The 19,736-nt window shown below is 55.8% G+C and carries 13 protein-coding genes; 3 read left to right on the top strand and 10 right to left on the bottom strand.

Annotated features, from left to right (window positions below; translation table 11 throughout):
• Both GbCGDNIH6_RS07760 and GbCGDNIH6_RS07765 read right to left on the bottom strand, forming a co-directional pair.
• Window positions 1-1,605 carry an FkbM family methyltransferase gene (locus GbCGDNIH6_RS07760; protein WP_157692369.1) on the bottom strand — a complete coding sequence of 535 codons (1,605 nt, stop codon included), beginning with the start codon at window positions 1,603-1,605 and terminating at the stop codon, window positions 1-3.
• 86 nt (window positions 1,606-1,691) lie between these two features.
• Window positions 1,692-2,279: a D-sedoheptulose 7-phosphate isomerase gene (locus GbCGDNIH6_RS07765; RefSeq protein ID WP_072563461.1), complete on the bottom strand. Its 588-nt coding sequence runs from the start codon at window positions 2,277-2,279 to the stop codon at window positions 1,692-1,694.
• Window positions 2,280-2,594: 315 nt separating this feature from the next.
• On the opposite strand from GbCGDNIH6_RS07765, the gene GbCGDNIH6_RS07775 reads away from it, so the two are divergent.
• Window positions 2,595-3,986, top strand: a complete 1,392-nt coding sequence (locus GbCGDNIH6_RS07775; protein WP_072563463.1) for an NAD-dependent succinate-semialdehyde dehydrogenase — start codon at window positions 2,595-2,597, stop codon at window positions 3,984-3,986.
• Window positions 3,987-4,087: 101 nt separating this feature from the next.
• Here the strand turns inward: GbCGDNIH6_RS07775 and GbCGDNIH6_RS07780 are convergent, their stop codons facing one another.
• From GbCGDNIH6_RS07780 to GbCGDNIH6_RS07800, 5 genes are all read right to left on the bottom strand, one after another.
• Window positions 4,088-5,920 (bottom strand): Hint domain-containing protein, encoded by a 1,833-nt coding sequence (locus GbCGDNIH6_RS07780; protein ID WP_072563464.1) that lies wholly within the window; start codon window positions 5,918-5,920, stop codon window positions 4,088-4,090.
• A 200-nt stretch (window positions 5,921-6,120) separates the two neighbouring features.
• Window positions 6,121-9,093, bottom strand: a complete 2,973-nt coding sequence (locus GbCGDNIH6_RS07785) for a glycosyltransferase (RefSeq protein ID WP_081370032.1) — start codon at window positions 9,091-9,093, stop codon at window positions 6,121-6,123.
• 370 nt (window positions 9,094-9,463) lie between these two features.
• Window positions 9,464-9,844 carry a fluoride efflux transporter CrcB gene (gene crcB, locus GbCGDNIH6_RS07790; RefSeq protein WP_072563465.1) on the bottom strand — a complete coding sequence of 127 codons (381 nt, stop codon included), beginning with the start codon at window positions 9,842-9,844 and terminating at the stop codon, window positions 9,464-9,466.
• Between the two features lie 41 nt (window positions 9,845-9,885).
• Complete coding sequence (locus GbCGDNIH6_RS07795) at window positions 9,886-13,026, bottom strand: efflux RND transporter permease subunit (protein ID WP_072563466.1); 3,141 nt, start codon at window positions 13,024-13,026, stop codon at window positions 9,886-9,888.
• Window positions 13,027-13,046: 20 nt separating this feature from the next.
• Window positions 13,047-14,342 carry an efflux RND transporter periplasmic adaptor subunit gene (locus GbCGDNIH6_RS07800; protein ID WP_232449756.1) on the bottom strand — a complete coding sequence of 432 codons (1,296 nt, stop codon included), beginning with the start codon at window positions 14,340-14,342 and terminating at the stop codon, window positions 13,047-13,049.
• 136 nt (window positions 14,343-14,478) lie between these two features.
• Here GbCGDNIH6_RS07800 and GbCGDNIH6_RS07805 point away from each other — a divergent pair, with 136 nt between their 5' ends.
• Window positions 14,479-15,066, top strand: coding sequence for a TetR/AcrR family transcriptional regulator (locus GbCGDNIH6_RS07805; protein ID WP_072563467.1), 588 nt, complete (start codon window positions 14,479-14,481; stop codon window positions 15,064-15,066).
• A gap of 22 nt (window positions 15,067-15,088) precedes the next feature.
• Here GbCGDNIH6_RS07805 and zigA read toward each other — a convergent pair whose 3' ends face one another.
• Complete coding sequence (gene zigA / locus GbCGDNIH6_RS07810; protein ID WP_072563468.1) at window positions 15,089-16,342, bottom strand: zinc metallochaperone GTPase ZigA; 1,254 nt, start codon at window positions 16,340-16,342, stop codon at window positions 15,089-15,091.
• 257 nt (window positions 16,343-16,599) lie between these two features.
• On the opposite strand from zigA, the gene GbCGDNIH6_RS07815 reads away from it, so the two are divergent.
• A complete protein-coding gene (locus GbCGDNIH6_RS07815; protein ID WP_072563469.1) occupies window positions 16,600-18,645 on the top strand; it encodes a C2 family cysteine protease in 2,046 nt (681 codons plus the stop codon).
• Window positions 18,646-18,745: 100 nt separating this feature from the next.
• Here the strand turns inward: GbCGDNIH6_RS07815 and GbCGDNIH6_RS07820 are convergent, their stop codons facing one another.
• Complete coding sequence (locus tag GbCGDNIH6_RS07820; RefSeq protein WP_011632249.1) at window positions 18,746-19,132, bottom strand: hypothetical protein; 387 nt, start codon at window positions 19,130-19,132, stop codon at window positions 18,746-18,748.
• Window positions 19,133-19,166: 34 nt separating this feature from the next.
• Complete coding sequence (locus GbCGDNIH6_RS07825) at window positions 19,167-19,712, bottom strand: glycoside hydrolase family 108 protein (RefSeq protein ID WP_072563470.1); 546 nt, start codon at window positions 19,710-19,712, stop codon at window positions 19,167-19,169.
• Window positions 19,713-19,736 lie beyond the last annotated feature (24 nt).

Raw genomic sequence — 19,736 nt, forward strand, 5'->3', positions numbered from 1 at the left:
TCAGTTCTTTATATTTTTCATAAAACGTCGCACTCTGCCGCCAGCCTTGCGGGAAAACACAAGAGCCTTTTTGAATTGTGGCATCGCGTTAAGAAGAACATGCACATGTCTTGCAATTCTCCAGCTCGTACTTCGTATAATTTGATCAGTGTAATTGATATTACTATTGTATTTTTCTAATAAATCAAAATAATTTTCTCTAATATTTCCCATTTCTTTTAAATTCTGATCATATTTTTCCCGTAAAGAATTTGCATCCTTTTGTATTATTGAAATTTTTTCTTCTAAAATATTCTTTTCGTTTTTATTTTTTTCTTCCAAACATTCCTTTTCTTTTTTTATTTTGTTCAAATTTTCATTTAATTGATTGTAATCATCATTTAATTTATTATGATCAGCAATAAAATCAAGCGTTTTTAATTCAGAGTCAACCAGCCTTCTTTTTAGATCGGAAAAATCAACCGCAAAATTTGCAATAATTTTATTTGCAGTTTCCAAGTCACGACCCAACGCTTGCTTGACAGCATTAAGTTCTAAAGAAATATTTTCATTCAAAGTTATCAAGCTTTTCCGCTCTATCTCAAAATTGTTTCTTTCCTCATCAAAAATTTTTCTTTCTTCATTAAGTGACGTCTCTAATTGAGAGATTTTATCCCAGACAAAAATTCCAGGTTTCCAGTCTTTTGCCAAAAAATCCTTATAATTATCCTGACGTAAAGTATGCCCACTGAGAGCAACAACACTTTCAATCGACTGACCATGCCAGTCCAGCATACCCCATCGTGGCGTATACCAGAGTGACAACCTGATATCTTCCACGCTCCGTATAGGTTTAAGTATACAACCTGGTTGGATTTTAATGTCTAAAGCAAGTGTATTTTTATCAGATGTTGCCAGAAGGCCTGCTTCATAAGACCAAGGAAATATACAATCCTGTCTTCCATGTGCATTTTCAGGATTATGAGAAGGAAAAGCAAAATATGTTACATTTAAACCACAAGATAACAAAAACTCAGCCAGATCAAGAGACTTCTGATTTTCATTGCATTCAATCCATAAAACGGATTGAGTATTTCTAATAAAATCCTCATCAGATCTTAATACCGCCAGCTCACTTCCTTCAATGTCAAATTTGATCAAGTCAAATGGGCCATATGCATCCAGAATTTCAGAAAAAGTAATTGTCGGTATCACATCTGATGGCTCATTACCGTCCGGCAACTCATGACTAAAAAATGTGCCACCAATGTTTTCTTTATCTATATGTGAATACATTGGAATAGATGTATTTTCCACAACAATACGGTCTATAATCGTGAAAGGCACATCAAGGTTAGAAGAAAAATTCTTCTTCAAAAATGGAATCATCATAGAGTTGGCTTCAACCGCTACCACTGAAGAAACCATACCTTGCGCTGCTAAGCCCAAGCTGAAGGTTCCAGCAAATGCCCCTATATCCAGAATTTTGGCGTTATGTGGTATGATAGACGCTATAAACTGTGTTTCCAGCCACGCCCATTCGCCATAATGGTAAAGAAATCTACCAATAATGTCATTATTAATATCTGGAACCATCATCATACCATAACGAGTAGCAATCTGCACCAAATTTATACTCCTACTTTAATGTGCTTTTACTATTCAGAAAAAACTGGATACAGCATATCTGATCAATAGATTGGCAAAAACATTTAAGATACAGGAAACAATGTCCGCTCCACCACCGCACAGAGCATATGGGCCGCGGTGATATGAATCTGCTGGATAATGGCCGTCTGGGGTGATGGTGCCAGCAGCAGGCGGTCACACAGCTCGGTCATGGCGTTACCCGCGACGCCTGTGAAGCCGAAGGTGATGATCCCTTTCTCCCGCGCGGCTTGCAATGCCCGGATGACGTTCGGTGAGCGGCCCGAGGTGCTGATCCCCAGAAACACATCGCCCTTTTGTCCCAGCCCGCTCACCTGCCGCTCGAACACATGCTCATAGCCGTAATCATTGCCGATGGCGGTCAGGGCTGAACTATCCGTCGTCAAGGCCAGGGCAGGCAGCGGCGCACGGTCATACATCAGGCGGGAGACGAACTCGGCGGCAATATGCTGTGCATCCGCGGCACTGCCGCCATTGCCCGCAATCAGCAGCTTTCCACCATTGCGGATGGAGGTGCAGACATCTTCCCCCATGCGGATAAGGGTCTCGCGGGCCGCTTCATCTGCTGCAAAAGCATCCATAGCCTTACAGGAGGCATTCAGAAAGCGGGTCAGAAAATCGCGATGATCCAAGGCACATACACCTTCATGCAGGTCAGTTCGAGACCCGCAGGCGTCATGCAGCCACGGGCCGGATTACTCTATCACCTTGCCCGTCATGGTGTAAGCCATGTGTTGCCGACTGCAATGCTCTCCGGCAGGGGGGGGGCAAAGATGATAACAAATTTCTATCTATTCATTTAAGTTACAACTCATATACCGCTTTATCCATTGTGGCGCACCATGCTGGGCAGCACTTTCCGCCTCCGGGCGGGGCGTAGATTCCATCTTCCTCTCTTGCCTTGTCCAACAAGAACAGCAGGCCGATCCAAGGAGCCAAAGACGTCCATGCGCTACGCGACGATCAATCCCTATAATGGGGACGTTCTGAAACAATTCTCCGAAGCCACGGATGCTGATATTGCCCGGGCGATCACCGATGCGCATGCAGCGTTTCAGTCCTGGCGTTACGCGCCCTTTGCAGAGCGGGCCAAGGTTATGCGCAGCGCCGCCGCAATCTTGCGGAGCGAGCTGGACGGCTACGCCCGCCTGCTGACCCTGGAAATGGGGAAGCTGTTCACCGAAGCCAAGCTGGAAGTCGAGTTGTCGGCGAAAATTTTCGAATACTACGCTGACAATGCCGAACGCCTGCTGCAGCCGGAGATCCTGTCGGTGGCTGATCCAGCCGAGGGCAAGGCGATGATCGTGCATGAGCCGCTGGGCGTCATTCTGGCGATCGAACCGTGGAACTTCCCCTATTACCAGATTGCCCGCATCATCGCGCCACAGCTTTCGGCCGGGAACACCGTGCTGCTGAAGCATGCGCAGAACGTGCCGCAAGCCGCCGAAGCCTTTGAGGCGCTGATGCTGAAGGCTGGGCTGCCGCGAGGGGCCTTCATCAACCTGTTTGCCTCTCGCAATCAGATCACCACCATCCTGAACGACCCGCGTGTCTGTGGCGTGGCCCTGACCGGGTCAGAGCGTGCCGGCTCTGCCGTGGCTGCCACCGCGGGTGCGGCGCTGAAAAAATCCATGATGGAGCTGGGCGGTGCGGATGCCTTCATCGTGCTGGAAGATGCCGATCTGAAAAAGACCATCGACTGGGCCGTGTTCGGTCGTCACTGGAATGCCGGTCAAGTCTGCGTATCCTCCAAGCGTATGATCGTTGTGGACAAGGTCTATGACCAGTTCATGGAAGGCTATGTGAAGGGAGTAGCGGCTCTGCGTGCAGGCGACCCGTTTGATCCCGAAACCACGCTTGCCCCGCTTTCCTCCCAGGCCGCTGCTGATGGCTTGAAGCAGCAGATTCGTGATGCCGTCGCTCAGGGTGCCAAAGCCACCGAAGTGGGTGCTCCGGTTCCCAATCAGGGCGCTTTCGTGCAGCCGACGATTTTGACCGACATTGATGGCGACAATCCGGCACGCCATTGGGAATTCTTCGGTCCCGTCTCCATGATCTTTCGGGCGAAAGATGAGGACGATGCCGTCCGCATCGCCAATGATACCCCCTATGGTCTGGGCGGATCGGTCTTTACCGCCGATGAGGAGCGTGGCAAGCGCGTGGCCCGCCGAATTGAGACCGGGATGGTATTCATCAATCACCCGACCATGGTGAAGGCTGACCTTCCTTTTGGCGGCGTCAAGAACTCCGGCTATGGCCGCGAATTGATCGGTCTGGGCATCAAGGAATTCGTGAACCACAAGCTGATCGATGTCGTCGATATAGACGCACCGTTCTGAGAAAGACCGGCTTCCTCTTCCTCCTGGCAGGAGGCAAAAAACAGGCGCTCCGGGGTTATATCCGGGGCGCCTGTTTCATTATCTGTGAGCGGTCAGGCTGATCAGGCGGACTGTGCCTCAGGCTCCACCTCGGCAGCGAAACTGACATACGGTCCAGCGGAGAGAATCTGGATCGCCAGCATACCCATACCCTCCTGCGACCGGCGATCCAGCTTCAACACGGCATTGCCCGCAGTCCAGCGGCCCGCCTCGGCCTCATCACGTGCATTCCAGCCTTCATTGGCCAGAGTGAGGTTGATTGCCTGTGCGGAACCGGCATCGAACAGCACGACCTCGCCAACCAGGACACCCAGAGTGCGACGATCATCGACAAACGGGCCGAACACATCGCAGGGGCGGCTGGCGCGCGATATGATCCGCACGGTATCAACGCCGGCCGGGATCATGAACACGGCCCTGCCATTGGTTTCCCGCACCTTACGCAGGGTCTGGCCTGCGTTGCTCACCAGATGCAGATCAGCATCTGTGGTCAGCTCTGGTGCCACATTCCGACTGTCCGGCATGATTGTCTCAGCCCGTGCGGCAAGAGCGCGGAAAATCGGCTCGACCACCTCCCTGCTTACAGCCAACGGAGCGGCGGCATCATGCTGCCAGCTACGGGCATTGCCGTGCCCAATGGACACGAGATTGCCGTCAGCCGTTGCGAAACGGATGCGGTTACCAGTGTCGAGATAGCTTTCCGTCAGGGCACCCTCTGCCATGATGACGGCATGGTCATCGGTTTCAATATGATAATATTGGTAATCAGTGATGGACCGATCATAAATAATAGAGCTGCCATTGATCAACATGCGTACCGGGATGAATTTCCCATCCAGAAACAGGCAATGTTCCGGGGTAATCAGCAGATCACGGTAAGGCACCCCATCAGCCAGCGCATCTTTCAGCACCCGCACCGGATAACCGGCCATATCATCCGGCAAACCGACACGCGCCGTCACACTGGCATGGCCAGCCCAGGTCACTGCGGCCGAACGCTGCACACCATCCTGGAAGGCGAGCACCCGATCACCCGCTTTGAGTTCCTCCACCGGGCGTTCTCCATCCGGTGTGCCGATCATGGAGCCAGCCAGGAAACAGGCACCAATAAAGGTATTTCCGCCCGCATAGCCTATGGCCAGTGGATTATTGCCGCTGTCTGTATAGTACGTGCCGGCATTGAGCGTGACACCTGCTGCGAGATTGGCCGTGTAGTGACCGATCTGCTGTCCGTTATCACCGTACAAAGTAATAGTACGGGCGGCCCCGGATGCGCTGATCGTATAGGATTTGACATGCGCGACGGTATTCTGGAATTCGATCGTATCTTTTGATGGATTGTAATTGTTGATGGAGGTGCTGGACAAATTGATTACTGCTCCACCAGCATTGACAATCAGGGTACCACCGCCATTGCCGAAATTAATCGTGCTGTTCTCCAGCACAGACGCAAAGGCAGTGCCATTGGAAAATACGCCACCATTCGTAATATTAACGGTTGATCCGCTCAGTAGACCTGCCACATTGCCATTCGTCAGGCTTGCTGCTCCGCCATCGACATTGAGTGTCAGGCCACTCAAGCCTGAAGCCAGAACGTTAATGTTTGCTGTACCACCAACATAGAAAGTGTTATTGTTCAGCGTTGCCAGGCTGGCGGCAATCGTGATTGTGCCCGATGCGCCCGGCACCACCACATAGTTTGAACCGGCCAGAACAGAGGCCAGGGTGAAAGAAAATCCATTTCCGTTGAGAACATGCGAGGGAGACACATTACCCAGATTTGTCTTGGTCCCGTCAGGATCCGTGATGACGACCTTGTAGGAAGTCAGCACTCCAAAAAAATAAACCGGGGTCACGGAATAAACGACGCCTGAACTCGTTGTATAGTCTGTCATGGGATTTACCTACGCATGGAACGAGGGAACGGGACAGCCTGATGGTCCGGCCAAGTGAACAAATTTCAAATATATTCATAATGGACGTGTTATATATTTTCAATAAATAATTTTTATTCACTATTAAACTATTTAGTTTATTTGTTGATTTATTTTAAACTTTTTGTTTATTGATTTAAACAAATCATAAAAGATAAAAATCAACGCATGGTTTCTTCCAGAATGGATTGCAGCCGCTGCTGATAGGCCTCCTGGGAGTGATCCTGTAGAATACGCGCATAGGCTCCGTTACGGATGCTGTTCCACAAGGTCTCATCCCGGTACAGCGCCAGAATGCGATCCGCGAAACGCTGCCGCTCATCATCGCCGCCATCTGCGATTTCCACCCCGTCTGACCAACCGAGCTGGCGGCACAGCAAAGAGCTGGCGACAACCGGAATGCCGTAAGAAGCGGCCTCATGAACCTTGTAGGGGATACCGGCGGCAAATCGTGTCGGGGCCACAAAAACACGATGACGGCTATAAAGCGGCGCCAGATCATCGACCGGCCCCACGAAATTGACGCTGGGCAGGCTGGCAACGGGCCCTGTATCCGTGCCGGGCGCCACATGCCCGACAAGGGTGATTTTAAGATGCCGCCCCATCTTGTCCTGAACAATCGGCATGATCGCATGCAGAAACCAGAGCAGACTGTCATAATTCGGTGACATGGTCCCATGCAATGCGCCGACAAACAGGAGATCCCTGCGCTCCTCGTAACCCGGCGTTTCACCACGCTGCGGCACGTAATGCCCGAGCGTATCAATGGTCGAGTATCCGGCCTTGCGGATAATCTCGGCATCAATATCGTTCACGGCGATAATCCGCTGGGCGAAACGTGCGCAGTCCAGCTCCATCTCCACCGTTGGGACGTCCTTGATACTCCGCCCGGTCAACTGGCGATGGGCTATTTCACGGGGCGCCACCACGGCCTCGGTATCCAGCACGATTGTGCTGCCAGAAACGCTGGAGGCGACAGAGTCCAGAACCGGTGCCAACAGGCGCAGATTATGTGTCCGGGCAATCCAGAGAATATCGTACATCCCCGGTCTGCTGCTCAGAAAATCTGCAAACCTGTCGAAACGGCGATCATGCATGACTTCGACACGGTCCGGAAAATCCGTCCGCCAGTCGAGCGCCAGGGTAGCGTCGGGATGCAGCGGAAACACCGTGACGGCATGACCAAGCGCATCCATGGCCCGGATGATGTCATTGGTCCGGACATAACCGGACCCCAGATACCGCATCGGCATCCGATCCTCGACCAGCAGAATACGCAGTTGACGCCGTCTGGCGCTGCGGGCGCGATGAAAGCCTGTTTCGCTGAAACCATGATGAAATCTCAGCACATCACGATGCTGACGGCAGAAAATATCCCGCGCCCGCCCGATGGAGCGCGCAGCCCAGCCTGCGCTGGATGATCCGTATTCATAATGGTGGATCACGACCGACGGATCGTACAGCGTGACATAGCCGCGTTTTTTCAGCCGCAGGCAGAGATCGGTATCCTCATAATAGGCCGGACGATAGACCGGATCGAAGCCACCCAGCGCCTGCACCTGCTCCGTGCGGGTCAACAGAAAGGCAGCCGAGCAGAAATCTACCTCCCGCACGAAATTGGCCTCCGGTGCATCAACCGGATAATCACGCGCATACCCATGGGTGCGCCCGTCCCGCCAGACGATGCAACCAGCCTCCTGCAACGCCCCGTTGGTGCGGATAATCTTTCCACCAACAGCACCGGCCTGCGGGTTGGCCGCCAGACGCCGGACCGCCCGCTCCAGTGCGAGCGGCCCCAACACCACATCGTTGTTCAGATACAGCGTATAGAGGCCACGGGCATGCTCCAGCCCGACATTACAACCGGCGATATAGCCGCGATTGGTGGAAAAATGGATCACCTTCGCGCCATGCACATAGCGTTCAATGGCTGTGGTTTCATCGCGCGAACCTGAATCAACCAGGATCACCTCCAGATCGACTTTCTGTGCCGCGAGCGAAGCCAGTGTCTGCATGGTCAGATGAAACTGATTATGCATCACGATCATCACGGAGACCGTCGGAGGCACGCTATCGTCACGGGAGAAATCAAGCCCGTGCGGCATCAGACAGGCCAGCGTGTTGCGCGCCTGCCGGGCAAACAGGAACCGCGTCTGGCTTTCGGTCGGGACTGGCTCCTCTTCCTGCACAAAGCCCTCGATCTGACGGGCAATGTGCAGCGCAAAAGGATCACGAATAATGTTGCTGGCCGTGTTCAGGGTCGACTGTGCATCTGTTGACGGAAGCTGCAAGTCGTGACGCGGAGGACGCCCCTCTTGAATGCCGAATTCCAGAAAATGCATATATCCGTTGCGGAAGCGGCCTCCCTGCAGGAAGCCGTCCAGATCCGTATTGCCGGACTGATACTCCTCCTCCGAGAAAAACGGATTTGGATTGAAGGCATGAGGCGTGTCATTGCCAAGGTAATGTGCCAGCGGACTGATCCATCGTCCGGCAGCTATCTCCTCCGCCACTGCCGGATAGTTTTGCAGGTACCATTCCGCATCGAAATACCAGGAGGAGCGCGGATAAAGCCCCTGCCCGGCGAGATCGAACACATCCTCGATCAGGCTGCGGTCTTCCTTTTTTGGCGGGACATGGGCGGGCCTGAACATGTTCCACAGATCGGGATCCAGAAACAGGCCCGGCTGCCGCCCTTCCGCCGCGCCTTCGCGCAGATAGTGATCAAACCCGTTGACAAAATCCCCTCTGCCGACCGGCCCGTCAAAGCGGAACAGGTCGGGATAGGTCCGCTGATACCACGCCTCATCGAACAACCAGTTGGGAGAACGGATTTTATGGCCGACCTTGAAATAATGATCGTAGCCACAGGTGAATATACCCCGCTCTATCGCAGTCCGCACATCAGGGTTGGCATTCACATACCATTGTTCGTCAAACAGTGCATTGGGGCAGAAACCTGACTGATGGCCTTCATCCCGATAATGATGCCAGCCATCCGGCTTGCCATATTTTACTGCGTACCAGTCAGCATCGAAAAACAGCCAAGAGGGTAATGTTGTTTTCCTCGGCACACACTGCAATGCGGCAGAAGAGTCCTGATTAATCTCGCTATGAAAAAGCTCGTGAAGCATCCGTGTTACATGCCCAAAATCATGGGCGCTTCTGCGTAGATCACAGCGAACAGCCCCGTTCTTTCCAGAATAAAAGATCAGCTATCAAATAAACTTGCGGTTGTATGAACAGTGTTCAGCAGTTTCAGAAAATGATCTTCTCAAACATGTCGCCAAAAAAACACTCTCTTTATCCTGACTGCTTTTATCACTTCACATTCTCAGCATAGTTTATTGATCTGAAAAATACACCCGCATGGGAGACTGAGAAAATGGCTGTTTTTATAAAATGAGTATTTTTTACGATGGGCATTGAATAAAAAAACGCGCCGATCGATACCGGCGCGTTTATTGTATTCTTATTTTTCAATCAGACGGTTTATGACCGTTTTTATCCCCGTATCAGTGTCCTCACCAGATGCAATGCAAGAAACAGCGCCCCCACTGACAACGTCACCGACGCCACCGCATAAGAAGCGGCGAGAATCACTTTGCCGCGCTCATAAAGCAGCGCCGTTTCCAGCGAAAAGGCGGAAAACGTGGTAAACCCGCCGAGAATGCCGGTGGTCAGAAACAGCCGCCAGTGCTGCGGTAACCCGGCCTTGAGAGCGAATGTCTCCACCACCGCACCGATCAGGAACGAGCCGAGCATATTGATGAACAACGTGCCGAACGGAAATTCCGTCAGCCCCCAGCGCATCGCGGTCAGATTGACCATATGCCGTGCCATACCGCCAATCCCGGCACCGAAAAAGACGATCAAATAGCTCATCACTCAGCCCCGCTTCATCCTGTTCCGTAACTTTACACGGATCATGAGGGCCGGCCATGCTGGCGACCGATCCGGGCGATCAGCGTATAGAAAGACGGGGTCAGCAAAAGGCCGAAACCGGTGACACCCAGCATGCCCGCGAACACGGTGGTTCCCAAAGACTGCCGCATCTCCGCCCCTGCCCCGGTCGCGACGACCAGCGGCAGCACGCCCAGAATAAAGGCCAGCGAGGTCATCAGAATGGGACGCAGACGGGTACGGGCGGCATGCTCGGCAGCGGCCGCAGGGCTAGCACCTTCATCCTCGGCCTGACGGGCGAATTCGACGATCAGGATGGCGTTTTTCGCAGCCAGACCAACCAGCACCACAAAACCGATCTGCGCCAGAATATCGATGGCCATGCCACGCCATAACAGGCCGGTCACCGCCGCCAGCAGACACATCGGCACAATCAACACCACCGCCAGTGGCAGTTTCCAGCTTTCATACTGTGCCGCCAGCACCAGAAACACGAACAGCGCCGCCGCGCCGAATACCAGCAGGGTCGGCGTTCCCTTCATCTGCTGCTGATAGGCAAGCTCGGTCCATTCCACGCCGAATCCGTGCGGCAGAACCTGCTCCGCCAGCCGCTCCATATGCGCCAGCGCAGTGCCGGAGGAAACACCGGGGGCCGCGCCGCCCATGATCTCGGCCGAGGGATACAGGTTATAGCGCGGCATCCGGTAAGGCGACGTGGTATCGGCGAAGCGCGCCACTGTGCCGATAGGGACCATATGACCACTGGCATTACGCGCCTTCAGCCGTCCGATATCGTCGGGGGTACGGCGGAACTGCCCATCCGCCTGCGCCACAACCTGATAGGTGCGGCCCAGATAGTTGAAGTCGTTGATATAGGTCGAGCCAAGATAAAGCTGCATCGCTCCGAACACGTCACCCGGCGTCATCCCGACCTTTTCCGCCTTCTGACGGTCCATATCGGCATAAACCGAGGGTGTGCCCGTGTTGAACAGCATGAAGATCCCGGCCAGAGCCGGATCTTTCCGAGCTGCGGCAACCAGTTGCTGCGTCGCCTGCTCCAGCTCCTTCGCACTGACGCCGGTGCGGTCCTGCACCATCAGCTTGAAACCGCCAGCCTCGCCAATGCCCTCCACCGGTGGCGGGGCGACGGTCAACACGAAGGCGTCCTTCACCACGGAAAGCCGCCGCTGCATGTCTTTCAGGATCACCGGCGCCGAGAGACCTTTTTTCTCGCGCTCGTCGAAATCCCTCAGGGTGGAGAACACCGTCGCGGCGTTGGAGGCATTGGTGCTGCTGGCAATATCCAGGCCGGCGAAGGGCACCGCATGAGAGACACCGGGCGTCTCCATGATGATTTTGGTGACCTCCATCACCGCCTGCTTGGTGCGATCCAGCGAAGCGCCGGGAGGAAGCTGGATCAGAGTGACCAGATAGCTTTTATCCTGATCCGGGATAAAGCCGGTGGGCGCGCGGGAGAACTGCAAGCCGGTCAGCGCGATCAGCCCGGCATAAGCCAGCATGACCAGCCCCACCCCACGCAACAACACCCGCGTCAACCGGCCATAGCGATCGGACAGCCAGTCGAAGCCCCGGTTGAACAGCGCGAAGCCCCGCGCCACCAGACGGGATAAGATGGTACCCCGCGGTGTGTGATGATCATGCGGACGGAACAGCACCGCGCATAAAGCCGGGCTGAGCGTCAGCGAGACAATCGCCGAAATGACGGTGGACGCTGCAATGGTCACCGCGAACTGACGGAAGAAAGCTCCGGTGATGCCTGAGAGGAATGCCGACGGCACGAACACCGCGCATAAGGTCAGGGCAATGGCGATCAATGCGCCGCCGACCTCATCCATCGTGCGATGCGCGGCTTCGGAGGGTGACATACCGGCCCGGAGGTTACGCTCCACATTCTCCACCACTACGATGGCGTCATCGACCACGATGCCTACCGCCAGCACCAGCCCGAACAATGACAGATTGTTCAGCGTGATACCGAACAGGGCGAGCACGGTGAACGTACCGATCAACGAGACCGGAATGGCAATCACCGGCACCAACGAGGCGCGCCATGTCTGCAGGAACAGGATCACCACCCCGACCACCAGAAGAATGGCGATCAGGATTGTATCCTCCACCTCATGCACTGATTTGGAGATGAATTCGGTGGGGTCATACTGAATGGTGTAGGCAACACCGGGGGGAAAATCCTTCGACAGGACTTTCATCGCCTCCTTCACCTCACGATCCACAGCCAAGGAATTTGCTCCCGGCTGAGCGTAGATTGCCAGCGGAATGGCCTCACCGAGATCGAGATAAGCGGCCGAACTGTAATCCTGCGCCCCCACTTCGGTCCGGCCAATATCGCGAATACGCACGATATGACCCTGCCGGTCATTTTTCACGATGATGTCGGCAAATTCCTCGGCCGTATGCAGCCGACCCAGCGTCTGTACATTCAGCTCATACGCTTCCGCGGAGGGGGTTGGCTGCTGGTTCAGCACACCGGCCGAAACCTGAATATTCTGCGCCCGCAGAGCCGAAACGATTTCCTCTGCCGTCACATCATGCGCTGCCGCCTTGTCGGGATCAAGCCAGATGCGCATCGCATAATCCCGGCCCCCGAAAAGCTGTACATTCCCCACCCCCGGCAGACGCGCCAGCACGTCCTTCACATGCAAGGTGGCATAGTTGGACAGATACAGTTGATCCCGCGATGCATCCGGCGAAACCAGATGCACCACCAGCAGGATGCTCGGTGTCACTTTCTGCACGGTCACGCCCAGACGCTGCACCTGATCCGGCAGACGCGGCAGAGCCTGTGTCACGCGGTTCTGCGTCAACACCTGCGCCATGTTGAGATCAGTACCAAGGCGAAACGTAACCGTCAGGCTGAGCTTGCCATCCCCGGTGGATTGGCTGCTCATATACAGCATGTTCTCCACACCGTTGATCTGCTGCTGCAACGGCGTCGCGACGGACTGGTCCACCACCTCCGCCGAGGCACCGGGATAGGAGGTGGAGATCTGCACTGTCGGCGGCACGATATCGGGATATTGCTCGACCGGCAGAGCGAACAGGGCGCCAAGGCCGATCAAGGTGATAAAAATGCTGACGACCGAGGCAAGGATCGGCCGGTCAATAAAAGTATGGGTGAAGCGCATGATGTCTCTGCTTCCCCTGCTCAGTGAACACTGGCCGGGACACTGGAAACCAGGCGTATCTCACCCGGCTTCGCCGAGACCTTCATGCCCGGCTGCGCCCGCATGAGCCCATCGATCACCACGCGATCCTGTGGAGAAAGACCAGAGCGGATCACGCGCAAACCCTGCTCCAGCGGGCCAGTCTCCACAGGCTTGGGGCGCACCGTGCCATCCGCCGCAACGGTCATGACGATATGGCGGGTCTGATCCTGCATCACCGCGGCAGCCGGCACCAGCAGCACCGGCGCAGGCGGCGTGACTGTCAGACGCAGCCGCGCAAATGCGCCCGGCACCAGAAACAGATCGGCATTCGGCACGGTAGCACGAGCATGCATGGTGCCGCTGCCGCGATCCATCGCATTGTCGATGAAATCAAGCCTGCCATGTCGGGAGACAGCACCCTCATCACCCAGCATGATCTCCACCTGATCCAGCGAGGATGATGGGCCGTGCAAAGCATCTTCGTTGCTTCCATGCTGTCTGGCACGCGCATAGGCGAGGTAATCGGACTCGCTCATATCGAAATCCAGATAGACCGGATCGAGCGACACCAGCGTTGCCATCAGGGTAGAGGATGCGCCTCCCCCCCGGCTGCCGTTGACCAGACTGCCCACGGACACCAGATGCGCGCCGATCCGCCCGGTGAAGGGGGCAACGACATGGGTGAACTCCAGATCCAATTTCGCATCACGGATAGCGGCTTTCGCCTGATCCAGATCCGCAAGGGCGGCATTCACATCGGCCGTGCGCTGATCCACCGTCTGCGCAGTACCGAAATCAGTGTGGCGCAATTGCTGGGCACGCCAGAGCTGTACTTTTGCCAGCGTCACACGGGCCTCGGCGCTTTGATACTGTGCGTTGGCCTGCGCCAGTTTGATCTCGTAGGGGCGTGGATCAATTACAAACAGCAGATCACCCTTATGGACGATCTGGCCATCGGTAAAATGAATCTCCTGAAGCTGGCCGCCAACCTGGGCCCGTAATTCCACCTTGTCGCGGGCGGAAAACTGGCCGAGAAACCCTGCATATCCCGCCACTTTCCGTTGCAGCGGCGTGCTGACGATGACCTCCGGCGCGGGCATTGCAGCAGGATGGGACGCTTTGTCCGATGAAAACCGCGCCAGAAGAGGCGTCAGAGCCCCCTGCTTCCAGGCATAGCCTCCGCCGGCCAGCAGCAGGATCAGAACCGCCAGATTGCGCCATGTCCGTGCTTCCCGCCGCCCCGTGCCGCCTGAACCCGGCCTGCTGATCCCCTGAGCCTCACCTGTCCGCTGCATCACGTTTTCCATCCCCCCCGAACTCGGCAGATCATCCCGAAAATGATGATAGAATATCATACCGAACGATACTATATCGGCTGGTATGGTATCCGGGAAACCGGTTTTCAACCGGAAGGAGGATTGTAAACACCACATGGGACGTCATCGCGCCTTTGATGCCGACTCTGCCCTGCTTGCCGCGCTGCATGTTTTCTGGCGCAACGGGTTTGAGGGGACGTCCCTGTCCGACCTCACCGAGGCGATGGGGATTACCCGGCCCAGCCTGTATGCCACATACGGCAACAAGGAAGCGCTGTTTCACAAGGCGCTGGACAAGTACGAGGCGCTGTATCTCTCGTTTTTCGCCCGTGCGCTGGAAGCAGGCTCTGCACGGGATGTCGTATCGCAGGTGCTGACAGGGTTCGCCGATCTTCAGGCCCCGCAGGATCATCCGCCCGGCTGCATGGACACCAATTGCGCTCTGGTCTGCTCGGAAGCCGCCGAGCCTATCCGGCGGGAGCTGATCCGCCGCCGCAAACTGGATGAAGACCGCCTGTGTGAACGGCTGGAACGGGCGCGGACGGAAGGCGATCTGCCACCTTCCGCCTGCCCTGCCATACTGGCCCGTTTCGTGATGACGGTGGCGCAGGGAATGTCGGTGCAGGCAGCATCAGGCGTGGATCATGCCGGCCTGCGCCAGATTGTTCAGACGGCGTTACAGGCGTTTCCTGCCCGCTGCTGATGATTGGCAAACAGGCTATGAATCACGCCGCTTCCCGCCGCCATGCCGGGAACGGATCCGGCAGGCGCATCCAGAGGGAGGGCGTGAAAGGTCCGGCCTCGCTTTCGCCCACCAGGCAGGCATCGAGCGCGGCACAGATCGCAGCCTCGTCCATCTCCGCGCCGATGAACACCAGTTCCTGCCGCCGGTCGCCGAACACATCGTCCCAATTCGAATCCAGCATACGCCGCCATTCGGCATGATCCGGCCAACGTGTCCGGGGGATGGCGGCCCACCACAGCCCCATTGCCTGATGCCGCATCAACGCCCCGGCCTGACTCATTTCGCCCACCCACTCCGGGCGGGTCGCCAGCCAGAAATGTCCCTTTGCCCGCACAACGCCCGGCCAGGACGTGTTCAGGAACGCATGGAACTTCGCCGGATGGAACGGACGGCGCGCGCGGTAGGTGAAGCTGCGGATACCATATTCCTCGGTCTCCGGCTTGTGCTCCGCATAGCCGTACAGCTCCTTGTACCACAGCGGATGGGTCTGGGCCTTCTCGTAATCGAAGCGCCCGGTCTTCAGCACACGATGAAGATCGACACGGCTCATGCTGGCCTCGACCAGATCGGCCTCCGGATTCAAGGAGCGGATGATGGTGCGGGCCGCTGCCAGTTGCTGCGGTGTCGCAGCGTCGATTTTATTGAGGATCACTACATCCGCGAACTCGATCTGCTGGACCAGAAGGTCGACCAGCGTACGCTCATCTTCATCGCCGAGTGATTCACCACGATCCCGCAGGAAATCGGCAGAGGAATAATCATTCAGCAGATTGGCGGCATCCACCACGGTGACCATCGTATCCAGCCGGGCAATGTCACCGAGGCTGACCCCATTCTCATCCCGGAAATCGAAGGTCGCAGCAACAGGCAGAGGCTCGGAAATGCCGGTGGATTCAATCAGCAGGTAATCGAACCGCCCGGCCTCGGCCAGCCGACGGACCTCAATCAGCAGATCATCGCGCAAGGTACAGCAGATGCAGCCATTGCTCATCTCCACCAGCGTTTCCTGCGTGCGGGCCACCGCACCACCGGTTCCGTCACTCGCCATATCGGCCCGGATCAGATCGGCGTCGATATTCACCTCGCTCATGTCATTGACGATCACCGCAACACGCAGCCCATCCCGGTTATGCAGGACATGGTTCATCAGCGTCGTCTTTCCGGCTCCCAGAAAGCCGGAAAGGACGGTTACGGGCAGGCGGCGGTCCTGATCGGGGGAAGCTGGTTGATCCATTCCGATGGTCCCTGAAGAAAAGATGGAGGACATAGTTATGTTATAACATAACATTTATGATCCACTTATTCAAGGCACGGCCTCCCCCCCATGCATAGGAGAATACTTTGAGCTGATAGCTGTCTTATAAACTTAAAGTTGTTAATTTTATTGCGTTGGAGTTCATTTCGTGAAACGATCAAAGCCGTTCGAGAGCCGTATCATCTTTTTTCATCCCCGCCTTTTTATCGGCCTCTATCCAAAGGAATCTCCCTCGCATGAGCCTTAAAAAAGATACAGGCGCACAGGGGCCTTTAGAGCAGGGCTGGAAACCCTTCACTTACAGCTATCGGTATGGTGACAGCGATCCGCTCTCGAGCCAGGTAACCTATACCTATCCCAACCAGGCCCTGTATCTGACTGAGCCAGGCGACAGTACAGCCATCAGCTATACCGATATCCATCAGGGCCAGATCGGTGACTGCTACGTCCTTTCCTCCATCGGTGAACTGGCGATGTGGTATCCCGGCGCCATTGAGCGGATGATTACCAGGAATGCCGATGGCACCGAGTCCGTCACACTCTATATGTCGGCCAGAGGCACTATTCCCAATTATGGGGAGACCAACTTTGTGGCGACCACGGTCACAGTCACCAATACCTTTCTCAACTCCGGGGTCAATAACGGCTCCAGCCAGAACGTCGTCAACGGTACCAAGGAAATCTGGCCGCAGGTTCTGGAAAAAGCCATTGCCACTCTGGGCGGTGGATATTCCTCGATCGCTTATGGCGGCAATCCAACCACAACGCTGATGATGCTGACCGGGCAGACGGCACAGGCCTACTATCCCTATATGAGTGCCGAAATGCTGCAGGGCCTTCTGGCGACGAAAAGCCTGGTCGTGATGGATACGGGCACTTCATCGCTCAGCTATGGGCTTGTGGGGAGCCACGCCTATATGCTGACCGGCCTCTCCTATATAAATGGTGAGGCTTACGTTAATCTGGCCAATCCGTGGGGCTATAACAATCCCGCTCCGATCCCGGTATCCCAGCTCGCCAATGCCGGCATTGTCGAGATTGATGTCGGCCATTACGTTCCCGCAGCCATCACAAATATTCTCTCCATCTCCGGTACGGCTGGCAATCAGGCAGTCAATGACAATGCCTCGCTGAACCCGTTTGCAAATGTGCAGATCGCAGATACGGGTTTCAATGAGACGGAAACAGTCACCATCACCCAATCCGCGCTGAACGGACGCCTGACATCTCTGGGCAGCGGCAGCTATGATGCCGCAACCGGCGTTTATAAGGTGACTGGCTCAGTCGACAGTGTAAACGCGGCACTGCGTAATCTGGTGTTTGTGCCCAATGCACATCAGGTGACACCCGGCAGCACTGTCACCACCGGCTTCAGGATCGATGTCACCGATCAGGATGGTGTGAGCGCCAGCGACAGCATCACCTCGGTCATTACAACCGCTGTCAACAATGCGCCGCTCATTACAGGACTTTCCAGCTCCAGCCTGAAAATTCTGGATGTTGGCCATGTTTCTCCCTTTGCCGGCACTGTCATCGCCGAGCCGGATTTCGGGCAAACCGAAACCGCTATCGTCAAACTGTCCAACGCCAGCAACGGCTCTCTCTCCAATCTGTCGGGCGGTACCTATGATGCCACCCAGGGCATCTATCAGGTAACCGGAACAGCAGATCAGGTTTCACAGGCGCTGAAAGGGCTGGTGTTTAACCCCACCCCCCATCATGCGGCAGCTGGTACGCAGGAAACCACAGGTTTGACACTGACCGTCACGGATTCCGGTGGTGCCAGCACATCCGCTACGACCTCCGTAGTCGCGACCGAAACAGCGGCTAACAAGCCCTTCAACGACAGTGTCAATATCCGTGCCTTCTCCACGCAGGTGATATCCCAGCCGGTCGATGCAGCCAGCAATGGCACATTCAAGCTGAACATACTCTCCACAGCCGAGTTTGCATCCACGGTCAGTGGAGGAATCAAGATCGACTTCAAGGGTTTTGCCTCACAGCTCGTGATCGATAATGCTTCCACCTTCGGAAACAATGTCGGCACGGCATCCTATACAGGCCCGCTGCTGAAAGATTTCGGCAGAATGGAATTCATTGATATTCAGGGATTGTCAGCACGCAACCTGAAATCAGATTACTCCGCAAGCACCGGCCTGTTGCAGTTGACCGCGCAAAACGGCGCAAAGGCGACGCTGGATTTCGATCCCGGTTCTCTCGGGGGACGGAACTTTGCCTTTTTCTCAGATGGACATGGCGGAACCCTGATCACCCGCTTCTGACCCGACAGAAACGTTCCTCCGGCTTGAATACAGATGGAAGGGATGGAGAACAGAGCAATCTGTCCTCCATCCTTTTTGTTCCTGATGATGCCAATGCCGTTCAATGGAGTTGCGCGGCGCCACCATTCGCTGCCCCGACCGTTGGATCACGCGCCAGCAGAGTACCGAGACCGGCCTCCACCGCCGCCATGGCCGCGGCGTCCGTTGTGATGCCCTGTGCATGCAGCATCGTCGGTCTGGCACGCTGGCGCAAATACTCCACCCCCGCCGACAGGGCCGCCGCACGGGCAGAGGGGTCCGTTACCGGTCGACCACTGGCAACCGCCGCAGCATAGGCAGCCCCGGCAGCCTGCTGGATCGTGCCACTCCATTCGGCATTGATATTCCAGCGCCGTGCCGCCCAGGCCAGCACACCCGGCACCAGAACAGTCGTGGCGATATAGGCGCCGCCTTGTGCCACAGCATCAATCAGAGGGGACCAGTTCATGGGTCTGTCTCCGTTTATGATAAGGGGTGATATGTCAGGTAAAAGCGGCCGTTGCCGCGACCACGCGCATCAGGCGCCGCATCCAGCCCTTGCCGAAGCGCGACCAGTCTGATGTGGCGCGGTAACGTTCAGCACGCAGCCTGGCGATTTCAGCATGTAAATCAGACTGATCGGCACCGTTCAGAGCCGCCAGCGTCACCGGACCGATCTCGCCATCCTGACGAACGTCTGCAGCCTGCTGCACCATCAGGACAGTGCTGGCCGGCCCCTGATTGACGGCCGCATCGAAGACCAGTCCGCCGACCGGGCCGGACATATGGTCACAGCACAAAGGACGCCAATAGCGCTGCTCATAAATCGCGGCTGCCTGTTCGCGGCTCAGCCCGATCATGTCGGTTCTGGTAGCCTCCCTCCCCAGCCACGCACCAAGGACCGGGGCGCTGATACCGAACTGCGTCCCGACCAGCCGACCCGCGTTGACCCTCCCACCAGTCCAGTTGCCCGCATCGGAGGCGAGGCTGGTATAGCCGCCCTCCACGCCACGGCTCATAACCAGAGCCACGGCCTGTTCAAAACTCATGAGATTTTTCCTGCGTTTTGTGCG

It is taken from the genome of Granulibacter bethesdensis (genome assembly GCF_001889525.1).
GTDB lineage: Bacteria > Pseudomonadota > Alphaproteobacteria > Acetobacterales > Acetobacteraceae > Granulibacter > Granulibacter bethesdensis_C.

Bases quoted from the DNA above. Each gene is read 5' to 3' on its own strand.
- GbCGDNIH6_RS07775 (WP_072563463.1), top strand. From the start codon at position 2,595: ATGCGCTACGCGACGATCAATCCCTATAATGGGGACGTTCTGAAACAA.
- GbCGDNIH6_RS07780 (WP_072563464.1), bottom strand. From the start codon at position 5,920: ATGACAGACTATACAACGAGTTCAGGCGTCGTTTATTCCGTGACCCCG.
- GbCGDNIH6_RS07785 (WP_081370032.1), bottom strand. From the start codon at position 9,093: ATGCTTCACGAGCTTTTTCATAGCGAGATTAATCAGGACTCTTCTGCC.
- crcB (WP_072563465.1), bottom strand. From the start codon at position 9,844: ATGAGCTATTTGATCGTCTTTTTCGGTGCCGGGATTGGCGGTATGGCA.
- GbCGDNIH6_RS07795 (WP_072563466.1), bottom strand. From the start codon at position 13,026: ATGCGCTTCACCCATACTTTTATTGACCGGCCGATCCTTGCCTCGGTC.
- GbCGDNIH6_RS07800 (WP_232449756.1), bottom strand. From the start codon at position 14,342: ATGCAGCGGACAGGTGAGGCTCAGGGGATCAGCAGGCCGGGTTCAGGC.
- GbCGDNIH6_RS07805 (WP_072563467.1), top strand. From the start codon at position 14,479: ATGGGACGTCATCGCGCCTTTGATGCCGACTCTGCCCTGCTTGCCGCG.
- zigA (WP_072563468.1), bottom strand. From the start codon at position 16,342: ATGGATCAACCAGCTTCCCCCGATCAGGACCGCCGCCTGCCCGTAACC.
- GbCGDNIH6_RS07815 (WP_072563469.1), top strand. From the start codon at position 16,600: ATGAGCCTTAAAAAAGATACAGGCGCACAGGGGCCTTTAGAGCAGGGC.
- GbCGDNIH6_RS07820 (WP_011632249.1), bottom strand. From the start codon at position 19,132: ATGAACTGGTCCCCTCTGATTGATGCTGTGGCACAAGGCGGCGCCTAT.
- GbCGDNIH6_RS07825 (WP_072563470.1), bottom strand. From the start codon at position 19,712: ATGAGTTTTGAACAGGCCGTGGCTCTGGTTATGAGCCGTGGCGTGGAG.